Here is a 20,064-nt window from a genome sequence, read left to right on the forward strand (position 1 = left end):
CATAACAGCCGCCCACCCGGCAAGCACCCATCCCGCTCCGCTTCGCTACGCGGGATGCTGCCGCGCGTCTGCCTGCGGTTCGATTTTCGAGTTAGAAGCGGGGCATGCCGCCGAACTGGCGGTCACCGGCGTCGCCGAGGCCGGGCACGATGAACTTGCGCTCGTCGAGCTGCTCGTCGATGGCGGCGGTGACCAGGCGCAGCGGCAGACCGGAGCGCTCCAGCCGGGCGATGCCGTCGGGGGCCGCGAGCACGCAGATCACGGTGATGTCGGTGCAGCCACGGTCGGCGAGCAGCCGGCAGCAGTGCTCCAGCGAGCCGCCGGTAGCGAGCATCGGGTCGAGCACCAGCACCGGGCGGCCGGTCAGGTCGCGGGGCAGCGACTCCATGTACGCGCGCGGCTCGAAGGTGTGCTCGTCGCGGGCCAGCCCGACGAAGCCCATGGACGACTCGGGCAACAGGGCGAGCGCCGAGTCGGCCATGCCGAGACCGGCCCGGAGCACCGGGACCAGCAGCGGCGGGTTGGCCAGCCGGATGCCGTCGGTCTGGGCGACCGGGGTCTGGATCGGGTACCGCTCGATCGGGAAGGAACGCGCGGCCTCGTACACCAGGGTGGTGGTGAGTTCGTGCAGGGCGGCGCGGAACGACGCCGCGTCGGTACGGGCATCGCGCATTGCGGTGAGCCGCGTCTGGGCGACAGGATGATCAACGACGAGTACGTCCACGATCGTTCAACCTACCGAATGCGCCGACCGGCTGGGCCGGCCCCGGTCGAGCTGACCAGCCCGCCTGCCTGCGGGCGGCGTGCGCGTAGACGTCGCAGATGGCCTCGGCGTACCGCTCGGGGGTGTGTTCGGCGGCCCGGTCGGCGGCGAGTTGACCGAGTCGCCGGGCGGCGGCCGGGTCGCTGAGCAGACGGAGCAGGGCGGCGGCGAAGCCGGTCGGGGTCGGGGCGGCGCAGTCCGCGGCTCCGGCCAGCGGGCCGTGCCGGTGCAGCACCGGGTCGACCAGCACGGCGGGTACGCCGGCCAGGGCGGCCTCCTGCAACACGAGCGCCTGGGTGTCGGTGCCGGAGGGGAAGGCGAGCACGTCGGCGGCCCCGTACGCGGCGGCCACCACGCTCGGCGGTTGCTGCCCGATCACGTTGACCCGCCCGGCCACCGCCGGTCCGACGCTGCGGAGCAGTTCGGTGAGCCAGCGGGGTTCGTAGATCGCGCCGACCAGCACCAGCCGGGCCCGGGGGCAGTCGGCGAGCAGTTCGGCGAAGGCGTTGATCAGGAGGTCGACGCCCTTCTCCCGGTTGACCCGGCCGACAAAGAGGACCACCTTGTCGGTCGGGGCGAGCGCGTGGGTGGCCCGGAACGCGGCGACCTCCGCCGGGCTGGTCCGGCGGGCGCCGACGCCGGTCGGGACGAGGAAGACCCGGTCGGCGGGGACGGGAAGGCTGACCCGGTCGAGCACGGCCCGGGTCGGCACCACCACCGCGTCGGCACCCCCGAGCAGGAGCGAGTTGGTGGCGTCCAGCGCCGCCTGGCGGTGGGTTGCCGCCGGTGGCCGGGGTACGCCGAGCCGGTGGGCGTAGAGGCGGACGGCACCGCGCAGCGCCCTGGTCGGCACCCGGTACGCGTCGACGTACGCGTGCAGGTCGGTGTGGTACGTCTGGACCAGGGGCAGTCCGAGCCGACGGGCGGTCAGCACGCCGAGCAGTCCGACCGGGCCGGGGGTGTGCACGTGCACGATCTCGGGGCCGGTGGCGGCGATTTCGGCGATGGTGCCGGTCGCGCTGGCGCCGTGCAGCAACCAGGGCGAGAGCCGCAGGTCGGCGACGCCGCAGGGCACGGCCCGCAGCCGCATCAGGTCGGGTTCGCCGGCCTGCTCGGGGTGCCGGGGCACGACGGTCAGGCCGGGATGTCCCCGGTGGGCCAGCGCCCGCACCAGGGTGCGGATCGAGCTGACCACCCCGTCTCGACGGGGCAGGTAGGTATCGGTGAAGTGCACTGCTCGCACGCCGAGGACGGTGGGGGTTCGGTGCCAACAACGGATGTCGCTGGCTCGACCGGGCGGTGAAGTCTGGCAGTCCGGTCCGGCCGGTGACCAAGATCACATCGACGCGCGGGTGCGTAGACTTGCCGCCATGACGGCGACAACGACGTCGGCGGCGTCCGACCTTTCCGAGCTGGGACGGTCCGAGGCGACGCTGCGTACCTTCCTGCACGGGCTGCCCGGCGTCGACCAGGTCGGCGCGGAGCAGCGGGCGGCCATGCTCGGCACCCGGTCGATCAAGACCACCGCCAAGGCGTGGGCGATCGACCTGGCGATCCGCATGGTCGACCTGACCACCTTGGAGGGCGCCGACACCCCGGGCAAGGTGCGCGCGTTGAGCGCCAAGGCGCAGCGGCCGGACCCGGCCGACCCGTCCTGCCCGGCGGTCGCCGCCGTCTGTGTCTACCCCGCGATGGTCCCGGTGGCGGCCGAGGCGCTGGCCGGTTCCGGCGTCCACCTGGCCAGCGTGGCGACCGCGTTCCCGTCCGGGCAGGCGCCACTGGCGGTGAAGCTCGCCGACACCGGGGCGGCGGTCGCGGCCGGGGCCGACGAGATCGACATGGTGATCAACCGGGGCGCCTTCCTGGCCGGTCGCTACCGCGAGGTCTACGACGAGATCGTCGCGGTGAAGGCCGCCTGCGGCGACGCCCACCTGAAGGTCATCCTGGAGACCGGCGAGCTGGCCACGTACGACAACGTGCGGCGGGCCTCCTGGCTGGCGATGCTGGCCGGCGGTGACTTCATCAAGACCTCCACCGGCAAGGTCCCGGTGGCCGCCACGCTGCCGGTGACGCTGGTGATGCTGGAGGCGGTCCGTGACTTCCGCGAGGCCACCGGGCGCCAGGTCGGGGTCAAGCCGGCCGGCGGGATCCGGACCACCAAGGACGCGATCAAGTACCTGGTCACGGTCAACGAGACGGCGGGCGAGGACTGGCTCTCCCCGGACTGGTTCCGGTTCGGCGCCTCGACGCTCCTCAACGACCTGCTGATGCAGCGTACGAAGCTGACCACCGGCACCTACCCCGGTCCCGACTACTTCACCCTGGACTGATCATGGCTGTCTTCGAGTACGCGCCGGCGCCGGAGTCCCGGTCCGTGGTGGACCTGCGGCCGTCGTACGGCCTCTTTGTCGACGGACAGTTCGTCGACCCGACCGACGGCGGCAGCTTCAAGTCGGTGAACCCGGCCACCGAGGAGGTGCTCGCCGAGGTCGCCGAAGCCGGTCCCGGCGACGTGGACCGGGCGGTACGGGCGGCGCGCAAGGCGTACAAGAAGGTCTGGGGTCCGATGTCCGGCCGGGACCGGGCCAAGTACCTGTACCGGATCGCCCGAATCATCCAGGAGCGGGGCCGCGAGCTGGCGGTGCTGGAGTCGCTGGACAACGGCAAGCCGATCCGGGAGTCCCGGGACACCGACATCCCGTTGGTCGCCGCGCACTTCTTCTACTACGCGGGCTGGGCGGACAAGCTGGCCCACGCCGGCTTCGGCCCGGACCCGCGCCCGGTCGGGGTGGCCGGGCAGGTCATCCCGTGGAACTTCCCGCTGCTGATGCTGGCCTGGAAGATCGCCCCGGCGCTGGCCGCCGGCAACACGGTGGTGCTCAAGCCGGCCGAGACCACCCCGCTGACCGCGCTGCTCTTCGCCGAGATCTGCCAGCAGGCCGACCTGCCGCCGGGCGTGGTCAACATCGTCACCGGCGCGGGCGGGACCGGCCGGGCGCTGGTCGAGCATTCGGGCGTGGACAAGGTGGCCTTCACCGGCTCCACCGAGGTCGGTCGCTCGATCGCCCGCTCGGTCGCCGGCACCCGCAAGAAGCTCACCCTGGAGCTGGGCGGCAAGGCGGCCAACATCGTCTTCGACGACGCCCCGATCGACCAGGCGGTCGAGGGGATCGTCAACGGCATCTTCTTCAACCAGGGGCACGTCTGCTGCGCCGGGTCGCGACTGCTGGTCCAGGAGTCGGTCTACGAGCCGGTGCTGGAGTCGCTGAAGCGCCGGATGGCCCGGCTGCGGGTCGGCGACCCGCTGGACAAGAACACCGACATCGGCGCGATCAACTCGGCCGCCCAGCTCGACCGGATCCGGGAGCTCTCCGAGGTCGGCAGCGCCGAGGGAGCCGAGCGCTGGTCGCCACCGTGTGAGCTGCCGGAGCGGGGGTTCTGGTTCGCCCCGACCATCTTCACCGGGGTCACCCAGGCACACCGGATCGCCCGCGAGGAGATCTTCGGGCCGGTGCTGTCGGTGCTCACCTTCCGCACGCCGGCCGAGGCCGTCGAGAAGGCCAACAACACGCCGTACGGGCTGTCGGCCGGGATCTGGAGCGAGAAGGGCTCCCGGATCCTGTGGCTGGCCGACCGGCTCCGGGCCGGTGTGGTCTGGGCGAACACGTTCAACAAGTTCGACCCGACCTCGCCGTTCGGCGGGTTCAAGGAGTCGGGCTACGGTCGCGAGGGCGGCCGGCACGGGCTGGAGGCGTACCTCGATGTCTGATCTCGCGGACCGGCGGCAGCGGCTGGCGGTACGGAAGACGTACAAGCTCTTTGTCGGCGGGAAGTTCCCACGCAGCGAGTCGGGGCGGTCGTATCTGGTGCAGGACTCGAACGTGGCGCTCGCCTCCCGCAAGGACGTACGCGACGCGGTTGTCGCGGCTCGCGCCGCGGTGAAGGGCTGGGCCGGGGCGACCGCGTACAACCGGGGTCAGATCCTCTACCGGGTGGCCGAGATGCTGGAGGGGCGGCGGGACCAGTTCGTCGGCCTCGGGCTCGACGTGACCGAGGTGGACGAGGCGATCGACCGCTGGGTCTGGTACGCCGGCTGGGCCGACAAGATCACCCAGGTGTACGGCGGCGCCAACCCGGTCGCCGGCCCGTACTTCAATCTCTCCAGCCCGGAACAGACCGGCGTGGTCGGCATCGTGGCACCGGCCGACTCGGCGCTGCTCGGGCTGGTCAGCGTGATCGCCCCGGCGATCGTCACCGGCAACACGGTGGTGGTGCTCGCCGCCGAGCAGGCGCCGCTGGCCGCGATCACCCTGGCCGAGGTACTGGCCACCTCCGACCTGCCCGGCGGGGTGGTCAACCTGCTCACCGGCCGGGCCACCGAGACCGCGCCCTGGCTCGCCTCGCACGCCGACGTCAACGCGGTCGACCTGACCGGGGTGACCGACCCCGAGCTGGCCCGGTCCCTGGAGGAGGCGGCGGCCGGCACGCTCAAGCGGGTGCTCCGCCCGCCGGCCACTCCGACCGACTGGACCGCCGACCCGGGCCTGCGCCGGATGACCGTCTTCCTGGAGACCAAGACCGTCTGGCACCCCAAGGGCGTCTGACCCGCTCGGCTGCCTCACATCACGCGGCTCGGCTCCCGGTCGGGGTCATTGATTCAGTTTTTTCGTACACGTTCTTTCGTGTAGCCACATGGAAAAACGTGTACGAGAAATCCGCGTGACCGCTCCTTCTGGCAGTGCGTGGGTGGACCGGCGACCTGGGCTGTTACGACGGCGAGTAGTAGGCTTGGCCCGTGACACGACTGGGTGACCTCGAACGTGCCGTGATGGACGTGCTCTGGGACCGCGCCGCCGGCCCGCGCGGTGGCTCGGAGAGTGGCGCCGGGGTCACCGTGCGGGAGGTCGCCGACGCGTTGAGCGAGCGTGAGTTGGCGTACACGACCGTGATGACCGTGCTCGACCGGCTCGCCGGAAAGGGCATGGTCGAGCGGGAGCGGGAGGGCCGGGCCTGGAGTTACCGGCCGGCGGCCACCCGCGAGGCGCACATCGCCCGGCTGATGCTGGACGCGCTCGACCTGGCCGGCAGCCGGGACGCCGCCCTGGTGCGGTTCGCCCGGTCGGTCACCGGGACCGAGGCCGAGGTGCTGCGGGCGGCACTGACCGACGAGGCTGCGGACCGGCAGGGCTGACGCCATGACGTACGCCGCCCATCTCACCGGTACGGCCGTGGCGTGCTACCTCCTGGCCACCGTGCTGCAACGCTCCACCTGGACCTGGCGCAGTCCACGGGTGGCGATCGTCTGCTGGCAGGCGGTCGGGCTCGCCCTCGGCCTCTGCGCGATCGGGCTGCCGATGTCGATCGGGCTCGCCAGCTACGACGAGGGGATCGGCGACGGGCTGCTGCACCTGGCCCGCGACCTGTGGAGCGGGACCCTGCCGGCCGGCCTCGGTGTGACCCAGCTCGCCCTGGTCGGGGTGGGTCTCGGGGTCGCCACCGCGCTGCTCGGCTCGACGCTGCGGGGCCTGGTCACCGCCGTACGCGCGCAGACCCGGCACCGGCAACTGCTCGACCTGGTCGGCCGGGACGATCCGGCCGCACCGGGCGCGTTGGTGCTCGACCACCCGAGTGCGGCGGCGTACTGCCTGCCCGGGATGCGGCCGACTGTGGTGGTCAGTGCCGGCACCCTCGACCTGCTCGACGACACCGAACTGGCGGCGGTGCTGAGCCACGAGCGGGCGCACGCCGACGAGCGGCACGACCTGGTCCTGCTGCCGTTCACCGCGCTCTGCCGGGCCCTGCCGCTGGCGGGTCGGCTCCGGCAGGCGTCCGAGACGGTGGCCCTGCTGGTGGAGATGCGGGCCGACGACAAGGCGCGGCGACTGCACGCGGAGGGGCCGCTGGCCAACGCGTTGCTGCGGTTCGCCACCGCCGGACCCCGGGTCGCCCCGGCGGGCACCCTCGGCCTGGCCGACGCGAACCTGGACGTACGCGTCCAGCGCCTGCTGGTCACCGGACCGCGCCCGTGGCTGCGCGGCCTGAGCAGCCTGGCTGTCGCGACCACCCTGGTCGCCCTCCCGGTAACCCTCTTCTTCGCCTGACCCACCCGGGCCACCCCACTCCGAGCCCGTTGGCTCGCTATCTACTACAAATCGTCGTAGACTCTATTACTACGAGCAGTAGTATTTATAGGTAGTGAAGCTACGTGTAGGCTCGCTATGACATGTGAGTCGACTGGTTTTGGGGATGGCCATGGACGCACTGCTGATCGCTCGTCTTCAGTTCGCCAGCACAACTTCCATCCACTTCCTGTTCGTGCTGGTCACCCTGGGTCTGGTCACGATGCTGGTCTACCTTCAAACGGCCTGGGCGATCACCGGCAAGGCCGAGTACGAGCGACTGACCCGGTTCTGGGGCACGCTCTACCTGATCAACTACGTGCTCGGGATCGTCACCGGGATCGTGCTGGAGTTCCAGTTCGGACTGAACTGGAGCGGGCTCTCGCGGTACGTCGGCAACGTCTTCGGCGCGCCACTGGCAATCGAGACACTGGCCGCGTTCTTCCTGGAGTCGACGTTCCTCGGACTGTGGATCTTCGGCTGGCACCGGCTGCGGCGCGGGGCGCACCTGGCGCTGATCTGGGGCGTGGCCATCACCGCGTACGCCGTGGGTGGGGTGCAGCCGACCAAGTTCGGCGGCGACGCCGAGCGGTCCGACATCGTGGCCGAGTGGGTCGCGAGATTCGGGCCCGGTGACTACACCCCGCCGGTCTGGAGCAACGCCGCGCTCGGCTTCATGATCCTGATCGGCTTCGCGCTGCTGCTCGGCGCGCTCGCCGTGGCCGACTGGACGCTGCTCGCCCGGCGGGCCCACCGGGGCGCGCACGACCTCGCGCTCGGTCGCCCCCCGCAGCCCAGCGGGGACGACGCCGACGCCGAGCCCACCCACGTACTGGCCGGTTAGGAGACAACCGTGGAACTCGTCTGGTACGCGCTGCTCGGTCTCTTCTTCGCCACCTACCTGGTGCTCGCCGGCTACGACTACGGCGTCGGGCTGATGCTCGCCACCGACGGTGGCGAGCACTCCCGCCGCCGGGCGCTCAACGCGGTCGGCCCGTTCTTCCTCGGCAACGAGGTGTGGCTGGTCGCGGCGGTCGGCATCCTCTTCGGCGCCTTCCCGATGCTGGAGGGCGAACTCCTCTCCGGGCTCTACCCGGCCGTGGTCACCGCCCTGACCGGGGTGATCCTGGTCACCGCCGGGGTGCAGCTACGCAGCCGACCGACCGGCGCGGCCGGGCGGAGCGGGTGGGACCGCGTCGTGATCGGCGGCAGCGCGCTCGCCGCGCTGGGCTGGGGCGCGGTCCTGGCCGGGCTGCTCCAGGGGGTGCCCCTGCGGGCCGACGGGCACGTCGCCGGGGTCGGCCACCTGGTCACGCCGTTCGTCGCGGCGAGCGGGCTGGCCCTGGTCGGGCTGGTTGCCGTACACGGGGCGGTTTTCCTCGCCCTGCGACTGCCCGGCAAGGCCGGCGAGCGGCACCGACGGCTGGCCCGGCGCCTGGTTCCGGTCGCGCTGGTCGCGGCCGGCACGGCCGCCGTCCTGGGCCTGCTCACCGACCGGGTACGCGAAACCGTCCAGCAACCGGTCGCCGCGCTCGCCCTGCCGGTGCTGCTGGTCGCCGCGAGCACCTGGCCCTACGCCCTGGTCTCCAGCGTCGACCCCTCGGCCAGCCTGACCGTGGCCGATGCGGCGGCCAGCACGCCTACCCTGCGACTGTTGAGCTGGCTGCTGATCCCGCTCCTACCGGCCCTATTAGGCTTTCAGGTGATGAGCTGGTGGGTGTTCCGCGGACGGATCGACGGCCGGGCGCCGGTGTACTGGTGAGCCGACGCCCTCCGTTCGATCCACGGCTGCTGCGCCGGGTCCCTTCGACCCGGGGCCAGGTCGCCGTGCTCGGCGGGCTCGGTGTGCTCGCCGCCGGGCTGGTCATCGCCCAGGCCACCACCCTCGCCAACCTGCTCGCCACCGCCGCCGGGGGGCAGCTCGACCGGGCCGCCCTGATCGGCTTTGTCGCCGCCGTCGCCGGTCGGGCGACCGTGCTGTGGGCGCAGGGCACGGTCGCGGCCAGGATGGCGGCGACGGTCAAGGCGGCGCTGCGTACGGACCTGCTCGACGCGGTCGGGCAGCGGGGACCCGGTTGGCTCGCCGGCCAGCAGGCCGGACGGATCGCCACCCTGGCCGGGCGCGGGCTGGACGCGCTCGACGCGTACTTCACCGGTTACCTGCCCCAGCTCGTGCTGAGCGTGACCGTGCCGCTCGCCGTACTCGCCCGGCTCACCCTGGCCGACTGGAGTTCGGCGCTGATCATCGCGGCCACCCTGCCGCTCATCCCGATCTTCGGAGCGCTGCTCGGCTGGCAGGCCCAGGCCGCCACCGAGCGGCAGTGGCGCCGACTCAGCCTGCTCGGCGGGCACTTCCTGGACATGGTCGCCGGCCTGCCCACCCTGCGCGCGTTCGGCCGGGCTCGGGCCCAGGTCGAGGTGGTCCGGCGAATGGCCGACGGGCACCGGGCCGCCACCATGAAGACGCTGCGGATCGCGTTCCTCTCCGGGCTGGTGCTCGAACTGGTCGCCACCCTCTCGGTGGCGCTGGTCGCCGTCCCGATCGGGCTGCGCCTGCTCGGCGGCGGGCTGGCCCTGGAAACCGCCCTGCTGGTGCTGCTGCTGGCGCCGGAGGCGTACCTGCCGCTGCGTACCGCCGGCAGTCGCTTCCACGCCAGCATGGAGGGACTGACCGCGCTCGACGACGCCCTCACAGTGTTAGGAAGGGCCCCCAGTACAACGGAATCCGATAACAAGGGGCCCTTCCTTACCCCCGGGGAGATTCGGTTCGAGGGGGTGACGGTTGAGTACGAGCGGACGGTCGCGTTGCGGGACGTCTCGCTGACCATCCGGCCGGGTGAGCGGATCGCGGTGATCGGCCCGAGCGGGGCGGGCAAGAGCACGCTGCTCGGGTTGCTGCTCGGCAACGTGAGCCCGACCAGCGGCCGGATCACCGTGGACGGGATCGACCTCGGCACCGCCGACCTGGAGCACTGGCGCCGACAACTGGCCTGGGTGCCGCAACGGGCCCACCTCTTCGCCGCCTCGCTGACCGACAACATCCGGCTCGGCCAGCCCGACGCCCCGATCGAGGCGGTACACGCCGCCGCCAGCGCAGCCGCGCTCGACGACGTGCTCCGGGACCTGCCCGACGGGCTGGAGACCGAGCTCGGCGAGCGCGGCCACGGCCTGTCCAGCGGGCAGCGGCAACGGGTCGCGCTGGCCCGGGCCTTCCTGCGGGACGCACCGATCGTGCTGCTGGACGAACCCACCGCCCGGCTCGACGGCGGCTCCGAGGCCGCCGTACTCGCCGCCACCCGAAAACTGGTCGCCGGGCGTACGGCCGTGCTGGTGGCCCACCGGCCGGCGCTGCTCGCCGAGGCCGACCGGGTGCTCCGGATCGAGGCGGGCCGGCTGACCGAACTCGTACCCGGCCCGGTGCCAACCCCGGGCGGAGCGGTCGACGGGGCCTCCGCCACCGACCGGAGCGGGGCGGGGGCGGGGGTATGAGCGGTACGAACGGACGGCTCGGGGCCGAGCGGACGGTGTTGCGGCTGGCCCGCCCGTACCTGGGGCGGCTGGTCGGGGCCGGACTGCTCGCCGCCGGCACCGAACTGGCCGGGCTGACCCTGATGGCCGCCGCCACCTGGCTGCTGATCACGGCCGCCGGCCGACCACCGCTGGACGTACTGACGGTGGCGATCGTCGCGGTCCGGGCGCTGGCCATCGGCCGGGGCGTGCTGCGCTACACCGAGCGGTTGGCCGGGCACGACGCCACCCTGCGGATCATCACCGACGTACGGGCCCGGGTCTTCGCCAGCCTGGCCGACCGGCGGGGCGCGGCCGGCCACACCGGCGACTCGCTCAGCAAGCTGGTCTCCGACGTGGAGGCGGTGCAGGACCTGCTGCTGCGGGTGCTGGTGCCGGGGGCGGCGGCGGCCGTGGTGGGCCTGCTCGCCATCGCCGGTACGGCCGTCATCGCGCCCGCCGCGGTCATCCCGCTCGCGGTCGGGCTGCTGCTGGCCGGGCTCGCCCTGCCCGCCGCCGCCACCGCCCTGACCCGGCGAACCGCCGACCGGGTCGCACCGCTGCGTGGCGCGCTCGCGGTGGACGCGGTCGACCTCACCCACGGCGCGGCCGACCTGGCCGCCTTCGGAGCCACCGCGGTGGCGCTCGAACGGGCCGACCGACGGGCCCGTGAGCTGGCCGGGCTGGAACGACGGCTCGCCGCCGCCGGCTGGGCGATCGACGGGCTCGGGGTGCTGCTCTCCGGTGCCACCAGCGCCGCCGTGGTGGTCACCGCGCTCGGCGCCGGGGTGGACGGGGTCCTGGTCGGCGTACTGGCGGTCGGCACCCTGGCCGCCGTGGAGGTGACCCTCGCGTTGGTCGGCGCCGCCCGCCAGTGGACCCAACTCCGCGCCGGGCTGCGGCGGGTGGCCGTGCTGCTCGACCAGCAACCGACGGCACCAGCGGGTGCGGCGGCGACCGGTGCCGAGGCGGATTCGGCGGCGACCGGTGCCGAGGTTTGGCCCGCGTCCGGCGGCGCCGAGCTGGACCGGGTCACCGTCCGGTACCGGGCGGGCGCCCCGGCCGCGCTGGACCGGGTGAGCCTGACGCTGGGGCCAGGGTCCCGGGTGGCCGTGGTGGGGCCGAGCGGGGCCGGCAAGAGCACCCTCATCGGCGTACTCAGCGGTGCGGTCGGCCCGGACGACGGCCGGGTCAGCCTGGGCGGGCGGGACGTGTCGACGTACCGGGCCGAGGAGCTGCCCCGGATGGTCACCGGCCTGCTTGCCGAGGCGTACGTCTTCCACGCCTCGGTCCGGGAGAACCTGCTGCTCGGGCGGGCCGACGCGGGCGACGACGAGCTGGCCGCCGCGACCGCCGCCGCCGGCCTGCTCGACTGGGTACGGCAACAGCCGGCCGGCTGGGACACCGTGGTGGGCGAGGACGGCGGGCAGCTCTCCGGCGGCCAGCGGCAACGGCTCGCCCTGGCCCGCGCCCTGCTCGCCCGTCCCTGGCTGCTGGTGCTGGACGAGCCGACCGAGGGGCTCGACCCCGGGGCCGCCGACCAGGTGCTGCGGAGCGCGACCGACGCGGTTCCGGCCGACCATGCCGTACTCCTGGTGACCCACCGGTTGTCCGGCCTGGACCGGTACGACCAGATCGTGGTCCTCGACGGCGGGCGGGTGGTGCAGCGCGGGCGACACCAGGAACTGGTCGAACAACCCGGCTGGTACCGGGAGCAGTGGTTGGCCCAGCGGACCGCCGAGACCGGTTACCTCGCCCTGACCGGGTGCTGAGCGGCGTCCCGCCGGAGCGTCGGCGACCCTGAGCCGGCTCGGGGGCGCAACCCGGGGATCCGCCGGACCACAGCCCTCGCCCGGTCGTGGCAGGCTGGACGACATGTCGAGGCGCGGCGGCTCCCCGATCGACCATCACGTACGTCTGCTCGGACGACAGTTACGCGGATCCCGCCGGGTCAAGCGGGACCTGCTCGCCGAGGCGCGCGACAGCCTGTGGGGCGCCGCCGAGGGCTACCGCGACGGCGGGGTGGAGCCGGCCGAGGCGGAACGCTGGGCGGTGGCCGAGTTCGGGTCGGTGCCCCGGCTCGCCCGCGAGTACCAGACGGAACTGCTCGCCGGCTCGCTGCGCTCGCTCGCGATCCGGGTGCTGCTCGTGGGCGTCGTACTGGCCGTGACGGCTGATCTGATGTGGCACGGGGCGCCGTGGAACGGTCCCCGGCCGCCAACGGCGTACCTGCTCTTCTCCGGCTCGCTGGACTGGCTCTGGCGCGGCCTCAGCGCGGCGCTCGGGCTCGGTGTGGTCGCCAGCATCGCCGTCTACGTCTGGTCGGTGATGCTCTGGGACGCCGCCCTGACCTGGCCGCCGATGCTGATCGGCGGGGTCGCGCTGGTCGCCGTGCACGGCTGGCTCGGCAGGTGGGCGTGGGCCTGCCTGGCCACCACCGGCACGGTCCCGGATGTCGGGGCCGCCACGGCGGTTGGGGTCACCACCGGCGCGACCGTCCGGCACTGAGCCCACCGACGCCTTGCGGTACGTCGACCAAGTGGACGGACCGGACGACTGGACGGTCAGGCGGGCGGGGCTACAGCGGGCGGGGCGACCGTGGACCGGTCAGGCGGGTGCCTCGTTCGGGCCGTCGACGCCGAGGAAGCGGCCCACCGTGGAACTGAGTTCCCGCCAGCTCGCCCGCTCACCGGCGAGCGCCCGGTGCCCGGCACCGGTGAGCTGGTACGTCCGGCGCTCGCGCCCGTTGACGGTGCTCCAACTGCTTTCCACGTAACCGGCCCGCTCGAGCCGACGCAGGGCCGGATAGATGGTGCCGGTCGGCAGGGTGAGGGCCCCGCCGCTGCGAACCTTGAGCGCTTCGATGATGGCGTAGCCGTGCAGCGAGCCTCCCTCCAGCACCGAGAGCAGGAGTGCGTCGAGATGGCCGTGCAACGCCTGGGCCTTCATAGGTAGCAAGACTACTAATAGATGCTGGTTACGCCAACGGGGTGCCGGCACCCGCCCCGTCGGACGGCCGACTAGGGTGTGTGCGCAGAGTCACCCACCCGACAGTCCCACCCCGGATCGGGTGCCGCAAACCTTGAGTGCACACGGAGGTCAGCGTGGCCCGCCAGTCGCCCCACCGGCCCGAGGCCGACGAACCCGACACCGAGTTCGACGAGAGTAGCCGGCCCACCGACGCCGCGACCGACAGCGAAGCGGACGCGGCGACCGACCCCGTCGAGGCCGAACCGGACCTCGACGACGACGAGGCGGTAGCCGCACCGGCGAACCGCGCGCTCTGGGAAGACGTACGGATCGACCCGGTGGAGATCGCGCTGCCCGCCGGCAGCGGCTACACCCTCCGGGCGTACCGGATGTCAAACCAGGTCACCCCGACCGAGATCGGCGAGCGGGACGAGGACGACCCGTTCAACGCCCGCTCGCGTCGGGACGAGGACGAGGAGACGGTTGTCTTCCTCGACGAGGAGTTTGCCGAGAGCCTCGAATCCGAGGACCGGGAGATCGACCCGCGACGGGAACGCGCGGTCCGCGACGGTGACGACCTCGACGACGAGGACCCGGCCGACGAGGAGGAGGACGAGGAGCCAGAGGAAGCGGACGAAGACGACGAGGATGAGGAAGCCGAAGAAGTTGCGGTCTTTCTCACTCACCGGGGCAAACTGCTGCTCTTCAAGAGCCGGGAGTCACTGGTCAGCTTCGTCCTCTCCGGAGCACCGCACGACCTGTCCCAGCTCGACACCTGGGACGACCTGGTGGCCCGGGTCCAGCCAGCGGATATCGCCCCGCTGGAAGAGGACTCGTACGAACTCGACCTGGTCGTGGAAAACCTGCGCGGCGGGCACGACACCTGGGATCCGAAACTGTTGATCGCGGCCGGGGAAGTCGCCCGGGACCTGTCCTACGCGCTGCGCCTGCCGTCCGTACTGGATATGCTCTCGACCGGCTCCAGCCTCGATGACCTGGACGAGGCGCTCCGCGCGACGGCCAACGGCGGCCTCGGCGGATTCATGGGGCGGCGACGGCTGAAGAAAATCGGGGCACAAACCGCAAGTTTGGGTTGGCGCACGATTATCGGCAAGATCTCTGCAGCGGTGGACTGGCGCGACTGACCCCTTACCAGGGAGCATCAGTCTTTGGCACACACCACCTGTGTCTCGGGAGGAGGACGACGCCGTGGCGCTCGTGCGGGTGTACTGCGGTCTGGCCTCAGCGGATCCGTCCGCTGGACCGGCTTCGGCCGGATCCACGCTGACGTCTGCTGTGGTTGACGACGCAGGCCGGCTGCTCCACGTCGGCGAGATCGGCGACGACCCGGCTGGCTACGCCCAGTTCGGCTCGCTGCTCGTCGAACGTTCGGGCGGACTGAGCGGTGTGGCGATCGCCGCCGACAGCGACGACCACCAGGTCACCTCGCTGCTGAGCGCGGCCGGACGTCCCCTCGCGATCGCCGACGACGACTCGGTGGACGACTTCGCGGAGCGGTTCGCCGACGACGAGTCGGTGGAGGAGATGGAGGGCTCCCCGGCCCAGCGCCGGGCCATCGGTCTGGCCCGTGCGCTGCAGGCCGGGGCCCTCTCCGCGATCACCCTCCCGGCGCCCCGGGACCTGGCCGGCTACAAGCCGGTGCTGGCGGCCCACGCGGCGCTCGCGGGCGGCCGACATTCGGCCGCCGTGGCCCTGCGCGAGGTGCTGCGCGAGCTCTACCCGGCCGCCCTGCGCGCCTACCCGGACCCGGCCGACCCGGTGCCACTCGCGGTGCTCGACGCGCTGCCGGAGCCGGGCATGCTCGCCGGCACCGGCGGGCGCGGGCGGGACACCTCGGTGGCCGTCGACGCCATCACCGCACATCTCGCCGCCGACGGCGTCGCCGAGGCGGAGGAGATCTCCGAGGCGGTCACCGCGCTCCAGGTGGCGATCGCCGAGACCCCCCGCCGGGCGACGGTCAACAACAAGGCGGTCACCTCGGCCGTCGCCGAGGCCGTACGACAGGCCGTCGCCGCGGTACGCGCCTGCGACGCGGGTTGCGACGCGCTCGTCGCGACGCTGTCGGCCCGGTTCACCACGCCCGCACCGCTCGCCGGCCGCCGTACCGTACGACGTGCCGCGACGGCGGAGGGCACGACCGAGGTGGGGCACCCGACCGGGGCCCACGGCACGGTCGGCACCGGCAGCCACGGCGTACGCCCCACGGAGCAGGAACCGGTGCCGTCGGTGGGTCGGCGGGCCCGCCCGCAGCCGTCGCCGGCCAACGGCATGCCGGGCACGCCCCAGCCACTGACCGCGCCCCCGGTGGCGCCCGCGCCGCTGGCCGCGCCCCCGGTCGCGCCGCAGCCGATCCTGCCCGCCGCGTCACTGTCGGGACGAACCATCCCGCCGGTCGCGCAGCCGCAGCGGGACCTGCCCACCCCGGTCCCGGTGCCCCCGAGCGCGCCGTCCCAGTGGCGCGAGTCGCCGGCCAACCGTCCCGTCTCGGCCCCGCCCCCGCCGCCGCCGGGCATCACCCCGATCGTCCCGGCGCAGCGCAGTGGCAACGTGCCCCCCGTCGACGCGGGCGAGCCGTTCCGCGCGACGCTCACCACCGCCGCGATCAACAGCGCGCGGAGCGAGCGTCAGCGTCCGACGCCGATCGTGCCTCGGCCGAAGACCAAGGGCGAGCCCTTGCCTTCCACCGGTGGCTTCGGTGTCGCCGACCTCAGCGTTCCGGTGCCCACCTCACGACCGGACACCACCATGGCGCCGCCCGGCTCCCGCGCCAACTGGCCGCTGGTCAGCCCCGGGGACGACCGGGATGACCGGGCCGACCACGACCGGACGGAACGGGAACGGGCGGACAGAGAGCGTGCCGACCGGGAGCGTGCCGACCGGGACCGGGGACGTGCCGAGTTCGGCCGGCCCGATCTGAGTCGCTCCGACCTCGGCCGGTCCGACCTCGGCCGCTCCGACCGGGAACGCAACGAACCCGGCCGGGCCGAGCGCGGGCGCGACCGGAGCGGACGGGACCTGGCCGCCAGCGCCGAGCCGGCGTACCAGTTCGACAAGCGTTCCCCCGCCGGCCTCGACCTGCCCTCGCCGACCGGAGCTGGCGACGGTCGGGTGACCCCGCCGTGGCTCGCCGACGATCTGCCGCAGGAACCGCCCATGCTGCGCCTGGTCGAGCCCCCACCGCTGGCCGACCGTGCCCTGCGCGACCCCTCGGGTCCGGTCGCCGACCCGCGGCTGGACGGGCCGCCGCTGCGCCTGGTCGAGCCGGAGGAGCCGGACCGGAACGCCCGTCCCACCCGCTCGGCCCGCCGTGCCGCCGAACCGAGCGCACCTCCGGTCGCCGAGGGCGACGGAGACCTGCTGATCTTCGCCGCCGCCCGGTCGGCCTGGTTCACCGGACAGCCGGAGGACGAGACCGAGGTCGAGTGGTCCTCCACCGCCGACACCGGCTGGCGCGCCGCCGAGCAGGCGGCACGGCCGCAGGTCGGCGACGAGACGCGGGCTGGCCTGCCGCGGCGGGTCCCCCAGGCCAACCTGGTTCCCGGCTCTCCGCTGCGCGACGAACGCCCGCTGCGGATCGTGCGGGACGCGGCCCGGATCGCCGAGCACACGACCGGTTACTTCCGTGGCTGGCGGCGGGGCCAGGAGATCGGCGGCTTCGCCGTCGGCGGGCGCCCCGGACGCGAGGCCGCCGGTGGCTGGGACTTCAGCCGGGACCACAATGACCGTGACGACGATCGGGAGTACGAGTACCGGTCAGCCGGATACCGCTCCTGATCCGTGCGCTCCGCTCGACCTACCTGACGTACCGTCACGTGGCCCGAGCCACACCATAAATATTTGACGGCAGTACTATCCGCTCGGCAACATACCGGCGGGACAGTAGGCAGCCGGCGGACAAACACGGCTCGGAGAGGCGGCACCTGATGGCGAGACCGGCGATCGGTTCTCCCGCCCTGACTCGTCGAGGCCTGCTTCTGGCCAGCGCGTCCAGCCTCTTCCTGGCCGCCTGCGGTAGCGGCGACGGCGATGACGAGGGCGTGCAGTCAGGTCCCACCCGGGGCCCACAGGACCTGATCATCGGAGCCAACCTGGAGCTGACCGGGGCCGGCGCCGCCATGGGCATCCTCCAGGAACGGGCGCTGCGCATCACCGTCGACACGTTGAACGAAGAAGGCGTACCGGTCGGCAACCTTCGCCGCAAGATCCGCCTCGTGGTGCAGGACAACGGCAGCGACCCGAGGAAGGCCGCGGAGCAGGCAGCCGAGCTGGCCGGGCGCGAGCAGGTGCACGCGATCGTCGGAGGCACCCTCGCCGAGACGTCACTCGAAATCATCAAGGTCGCGCAGGAGGCACAGCTCCCGTTCATCTCGCTCGCCGCCGCCGACGAGATCGTGCTACCGCTGCCCCAGCGGACCTTCATCTACAAGCTCACGCCCGACGCGACCGACGTGGCGCGGCAACTGTCCCGCCTGATCAGCTCGCAGAAGCTCCGTAAGATCACCTTGCTGGCTGCACCAGGGCTGCACGGAAACTCCGGCGTACGGGCCGTCACGCAGGCGCTGAAGACCGGCGGGGCACAACTGACCCGGACGGTGCGACTGCCCGCCCCCGGGGCCGATCTAGGCTCCACCGCCGACCGCGTGGTGTCCAGCAAGCCGAACGGCGTCATCGTCTGGGCCTCCTCCCCCAGTTCCGGCGCGGCCGCCCGCGCGCTACGGGCGGCGGGCTACCAGGGACCGATCTTCTTCGACGCCGGTGCGGTCACCGAGGACACCCTCTCCGACGCCAACGCCAAGGCCGTCGAGGGCTCCTTTGTCGTCCACCCGTCGGCGCTCAGCGGCTCGTCGCTCACCAACACCACCAGCGCCGGCCTGGCCCGCCGGGACTTCGTCTTCCGCTACATCCAGGAACACGGTTCGTTCAGCGGCTTCGCGCCGTACGCCTCGGACGCGGTCCACCTGATCGCCGGTGCGGCCCGGCTCGCCAACAGCGTCGACCGGGGTCGTATCCGGGTTTACCTGACCCGTCAGGTAACCGAGGGGATCGCCGGCTCGTACGCGTTCACGCCGATCCGGCACAGCGGCATGGAGCCGGACTCGCTCGCCGTGTTCACGGTCACCGCCGGCGAATGGACCCGCATTTCCTGATCCGGCTGGGGTGGGAACCCGAACCCTACCCGGGGACCCGTGCCGACCGGTTGTCACCCCGTACGCGGAGTCCTGTTCGGACAGTCTTTCGTCCGAACGCCTGTCAGGGCTGGCTGCCCGACGGGCGCTCGCCGATGCTCGGGCTCACTGTCCTCACGGGAATCACGCCCGCGCGACCGGCGCCGTGCGCCCGACCGTTCATGGCTGGCCCCGGTCACGGCCGGGCCCTGTCATCGCTGGGCCACGGCTGGGCCCGGTCACCGCTCTCGGCCCGATCACGGCCGGCTTGACCGGATCGGCAGCCCTGGACCACGCGGAAGGGCCTGCGGGCACGGCGGTCCGGCCGGTGCGGTGCGCTGACCGACCGGCGAACACCGCCGTTACGGCCCAGCCCGGAGGCACGGTCGAGCGCCATCGGTCGTCGGACCCGTACGTCCTACGGGCGCCGGGCAACCGGTGCTCACACCAACCGCCCGGCCGGGAGCCGAGGCCCCTGACCAGGCGGTCGATCCGTTATGGCTCAGGCGGGTGCGCCGGCGCGTGACCTGCGCATGGTGAGTACGTACTCCACCAGCGAGATCAGCACGTGCTTGGTCGACTCGCGGTTACGCGCGTCGCAAGCAACCACCGGGACATCACTCGAGATGGCGAGTGCGTCCCGCACGTCCTGCGGGTCGTGGTACTGCATCCCGTCGAAGCAGTTGATGGCCACCAGGTACGGCAGCCGCCGATGCTCGAAGAAGTCGATCGCCGCGAAACAGTCGGCCAGTCGACGAGTGTCGACCAAGACCACCGCCCCGATCGCACCCCGTACCAGTTCGTCCCACATGAACCAGAAACGCGTCTGGCCCGGGGTGCCGAACAGGTAAAGGATCAGATCCCGGTCGATCGAGATACGACCGAAGTCCATGGCGACCGTGGTGGTCGTCTTGCCCGGCACCTGTCGCGTGTCATCGACGCCGACACCGGCGGACGTCATGATCGCCTCAGTGGTCAACGGCGTGATCTCCGAGACCGAGCCGACCAGCGTCGTCTTGCCGACGCCAAACCCACCGGCGATGACGATCTTCGCCGATGTCACGCGCCCGACCGTCGGGCGGTGCGACATGTCAGAGCCTGCGAAGTCCACTCAGCACCCTCTCCAGCAGTTCAGTGCCCACCGCGTCGTTAGAGTCGTCCAGGATTGTTGGTTCGTGCACCGCGACCAGGCCGTCGGCGGCCATGTCGGCGATGAGGACCCGGGCCACTCCGAGCGGTAGCTGCATCCGCGCCGCGATTTCCGCGAGCGATTGCAGCTGACCGTCACACAGCGCGGCGATGTATTGGTGCTCCCGACCCTGGCCGCCGTTGCCGTTACCGGCGGACCGGCCGCGCACCGTCGTTTCGACCAGTGCCTCCAGGGCGATGTTGAGCCTCGGCCGGGTGCGTCCACGAGTGACGGCATATGGCCTGACCAGCGCGCCAGTTGGCTCGTCGCGTTCAGCCACCGCCGTTCACCCCCTTCTCACCCTGTCCGTGACCCGAGCCCGTGGAGCTC

General features: G+C 72.5%; 18 protein-coding genes. 13 read left to right on the forward strand and 5 right to left on the reverse strand.

All coding sequences use genetic code 11. The annotated features are described in order from the left end of the window. Positions 1-91 precede the first annotated feature (91 nt). Positions 92-724 carry a uracil phosphoribosyltransferase gene (gene upp, locus ACI2K4_RS29740; protein ID WP_404516108.1) on the reverse strand — a complete coding sequence of 211 codons (633 nt, stop codon included), beginning with the start codon at positions 722-724 and terminating at the stop codon, positions 92-94. Next, entirely contained in the window at positions 705-2,006 is a 1,302-nt protein-coding gene (locus ACI2K4_RS29745; RefSeq protein ID WP_404516110.1) for a glycosyltransferase, read from the reverse strand. The genes upp and ACI2K4_RS29745 overlap by 20 nt, the downstream gene beginning before the upstream one ends. Before the next feature lie 127 nt (positions 2,007-2,133). Between ACI2K4_RS29745 and deoC the strand changes: the two genes are divergently transcribed. The 10 genes from deoC (at position 2,134) to ACI2K4_RS29795 (ending at position 12,897) form a co-directional block, all read left to right on the forward strand. After that, on the forward strand, positions 2,134-3,093 hold the full coding sequence (gene deoC / locus ACI2K4_RS29750; protein ID WP_404516112.1) for a deoxyribose-phosphate aldolase: 960 nt from the start codon (positions 2,134-2,136) through the stop codon (positions 3,091-3,093). Positions 3,094-3,095: 2 nt separating this feature from the next. Further along, on the forward strand, positions 3,096-4,532 hold the full coding sequence (locus ACI2K4_RS29755) for an aldehyde dehydrogenase family protein (protein ID WP_404516114.1): 1,437 nt from the start codon (positions 3,096-3,098) through the stop codon (positions 4,530-4,532). After that, positions 4,525-5,367: an aldehyde dehydrogenase family protein gene (locus tag ACI2K4_RS29760; RefSeq protein WP_404516116.1), complete on the forward strand. Its 843-nt coding sequence runs from the start codon at positions 4,525-4,527 to the stop codon at positions 5,365-5,367. The genes ACI2K4_RS29755 and ACI2K4_RS29760 overlap by 8 nt, the downstream gene beginning before the upstream one ends. Positions 5,368-5,558: 191 nt before the next feature. Continuing rightward, on the forward strand, positions 5,559-5,954 hold the full coding sequence (locus ACI2K4_RS29765; RefSeq protein ID WP_404516118.1) for a BlaI/MecI/CopY family transcriptional regulator: 396 nt from the start codon (positions 5,559-5,561) through the stop codon (positions 5,952-5,954). Positions 5,955-5,958: 4 nt separating this feature from the next. Further along, complete coding sequence (locus ACI2K4_RS29770) at positions 5,959-6,864, forward strand: M56 family metallopeptidase (protein WP_404516120.1); 906 nt, start codon at positions 5,959-5,961, stop codon at positions 6,862-6,864. 151 nt (positions 6,865-7,015) lie between these two features. Further along, positions 7,016-7,726, forward strand: a complete 711-nt coding sequence (locus ACI2K4_RS29775; protein WP_404516122.1) for a cytochrome ubiquinol oxidase subunit I — start codon at positions 7,016-7,018, stop codon at positions 7,724-7,726. A gap of 9 nt (positions 7,727-7,735) precedes the next feature. Further along, on the forward strand, positions 7,736-8,644 hold the full coding sequence (locus ACI2K4_RS29780; RefSeq protein WP_404516124.1) for a cytochrome d ubiquinol oxidase subunit II: 909 nt from the start codon (positions 7,736-7,738) through the stop codon (positions 8,642-8,644). After that, a complete protein-coding gene (cydD, locus tag ACI2K4_RS29785; RefSeq protein ID WP_404516126.1) occupies positions 8,641-10,371 on the forward strand; it encodes a thiol reductant ABC exporter subunit CydD in 1,731 nt (576 codons plus the stop codon). Before ACI2K4_RS29780 ends, cydD begins: the two co-directional genes overlap by 4 nt. Beyond that, a complete protein-coding gene (gene cydC / locus ACI2K4_RS29790; RefSeq protein WP_404516128.1) occupies positions 10,368-12,161 on the forward strand; it encodes a thiol reductant ABC exporter subunit CydC in 1,794 nt (597 codons plus the stop codon). The genes cydD and cydC overlap by 4 nt, the downstream gene beginning before the upstream one ends. A gap of 103 nt (positions 12,162-12,264) precedes the next feature. Continuing rightward, entirely contained in the window at positions 12,265-12,897 is a 633-nt protein-coding gene (locus tag ACI2K4_RS29795; RefSeq protein WP_404516130.1) for a permease prefix domain 1-containing protein, read from the forward strand. A gap of 99 nt (positions 12,898-12,996) precedes the next feature. On the opposite strand, the gene ACI2K4_RS29800 is transcribed toward ACI2K4_RS29795, so the two are convergent. Further along, positions 12,997-13,338 carry a PadR family transcriptional regulator gene (locus ACI2K4_RS29800; RefSeq protein WP_404516132.1) on the reverse strand — a complete coding sequence of 114 codons (342 nt, stop codon included), beginning with the start codon at positions 13,336-13,338 and terminating at the stop codon, positions 12,997-12,999. 155 nt (positions 13,339-13,493) lie between these two features. On the opposite strand from ACI2K4_RS29800, the gene ACI2K4_RS29805 reads away from it, so the two are divergent. The 3 genes from ACI2K4_RS29805 (at position 13,494) to ACI2K4_RS29815 (ending at position 18,527) form a co-directional block, all read left to right on the forward strand. Further along, the gene (locus ACI2K4_RS29805) at positions 13,494-14,504 is read left to right on the forward strand and encodes a DNA primase (protein ID WP_404516134.1); all 1,011 of its coding nucleotides are present in this window, start codon (positions 13,494-13,496) and stop codon (positions 14,502-14,504) included. 40 nt (positions 14,505-14,544) lie between these two features. Beyond that, complete coding sequence (locus ACI2K4_RS29810) at positions 14,545-17,154, forward strand: transposase (RefSeq protein WP_404516136.1); 2,610 nt, start codon at positions 14,545-14,547, stop codon at positions 17,152-17,154. 149 nt (positions 17,155-17,303) lie between these two features. Next, a complete protein-coding gene (locus tag ACI2K4_RS29815; RefSeq protein WP_404516138.1) occupies positions 17,304-18,527 on the forward strand; it encodes an ABC transporter substrate-binding protein in 1,224 nt (407 codons plus the stop codon). Positions 18,528-19,047: 520 nt separating this feature from the next. Here ACI2K4_RS29815 and ACI2K4_RS29820 read toward each other — a convergent pair. Continuing rightward, on the reverse strand, positions 19,048-19,635 hold the full coding sequence (locus tag ACI2K4_RS29820) for a GTP-binding protein (protein WP_404516140.1): 588 nt from the start codon (positions 19,633-19,635) through the stop codon (positions 19,048-19,050). 1 nt (position 19,636) lies between these two features. Then, positions 19,637-20,014 carry a DUF742 domain-containing protein gene (locus tag ACI2K4_RS29825; RefSeq protein WP_404516142.1) on the reverse strand — a complete coding sequence of 126 codons (378 nt, stop codon included), beginning with the start codon at positions 20,012-20,014 and terminating at the stop codon, positions 19,637-19,639. Positions 20,015-20,064 lie beyond the last annotated feature (50 nt).

Origin of the sequence: Micromonospora sp. NPDC050397, assembly GCF_044901685.1 — a bacterium.
GTDB lineage: Bacteria > Actinomycetota > Actinomycetes > Mycobacteriales > Micromonosporaceae > Micromonospora_G.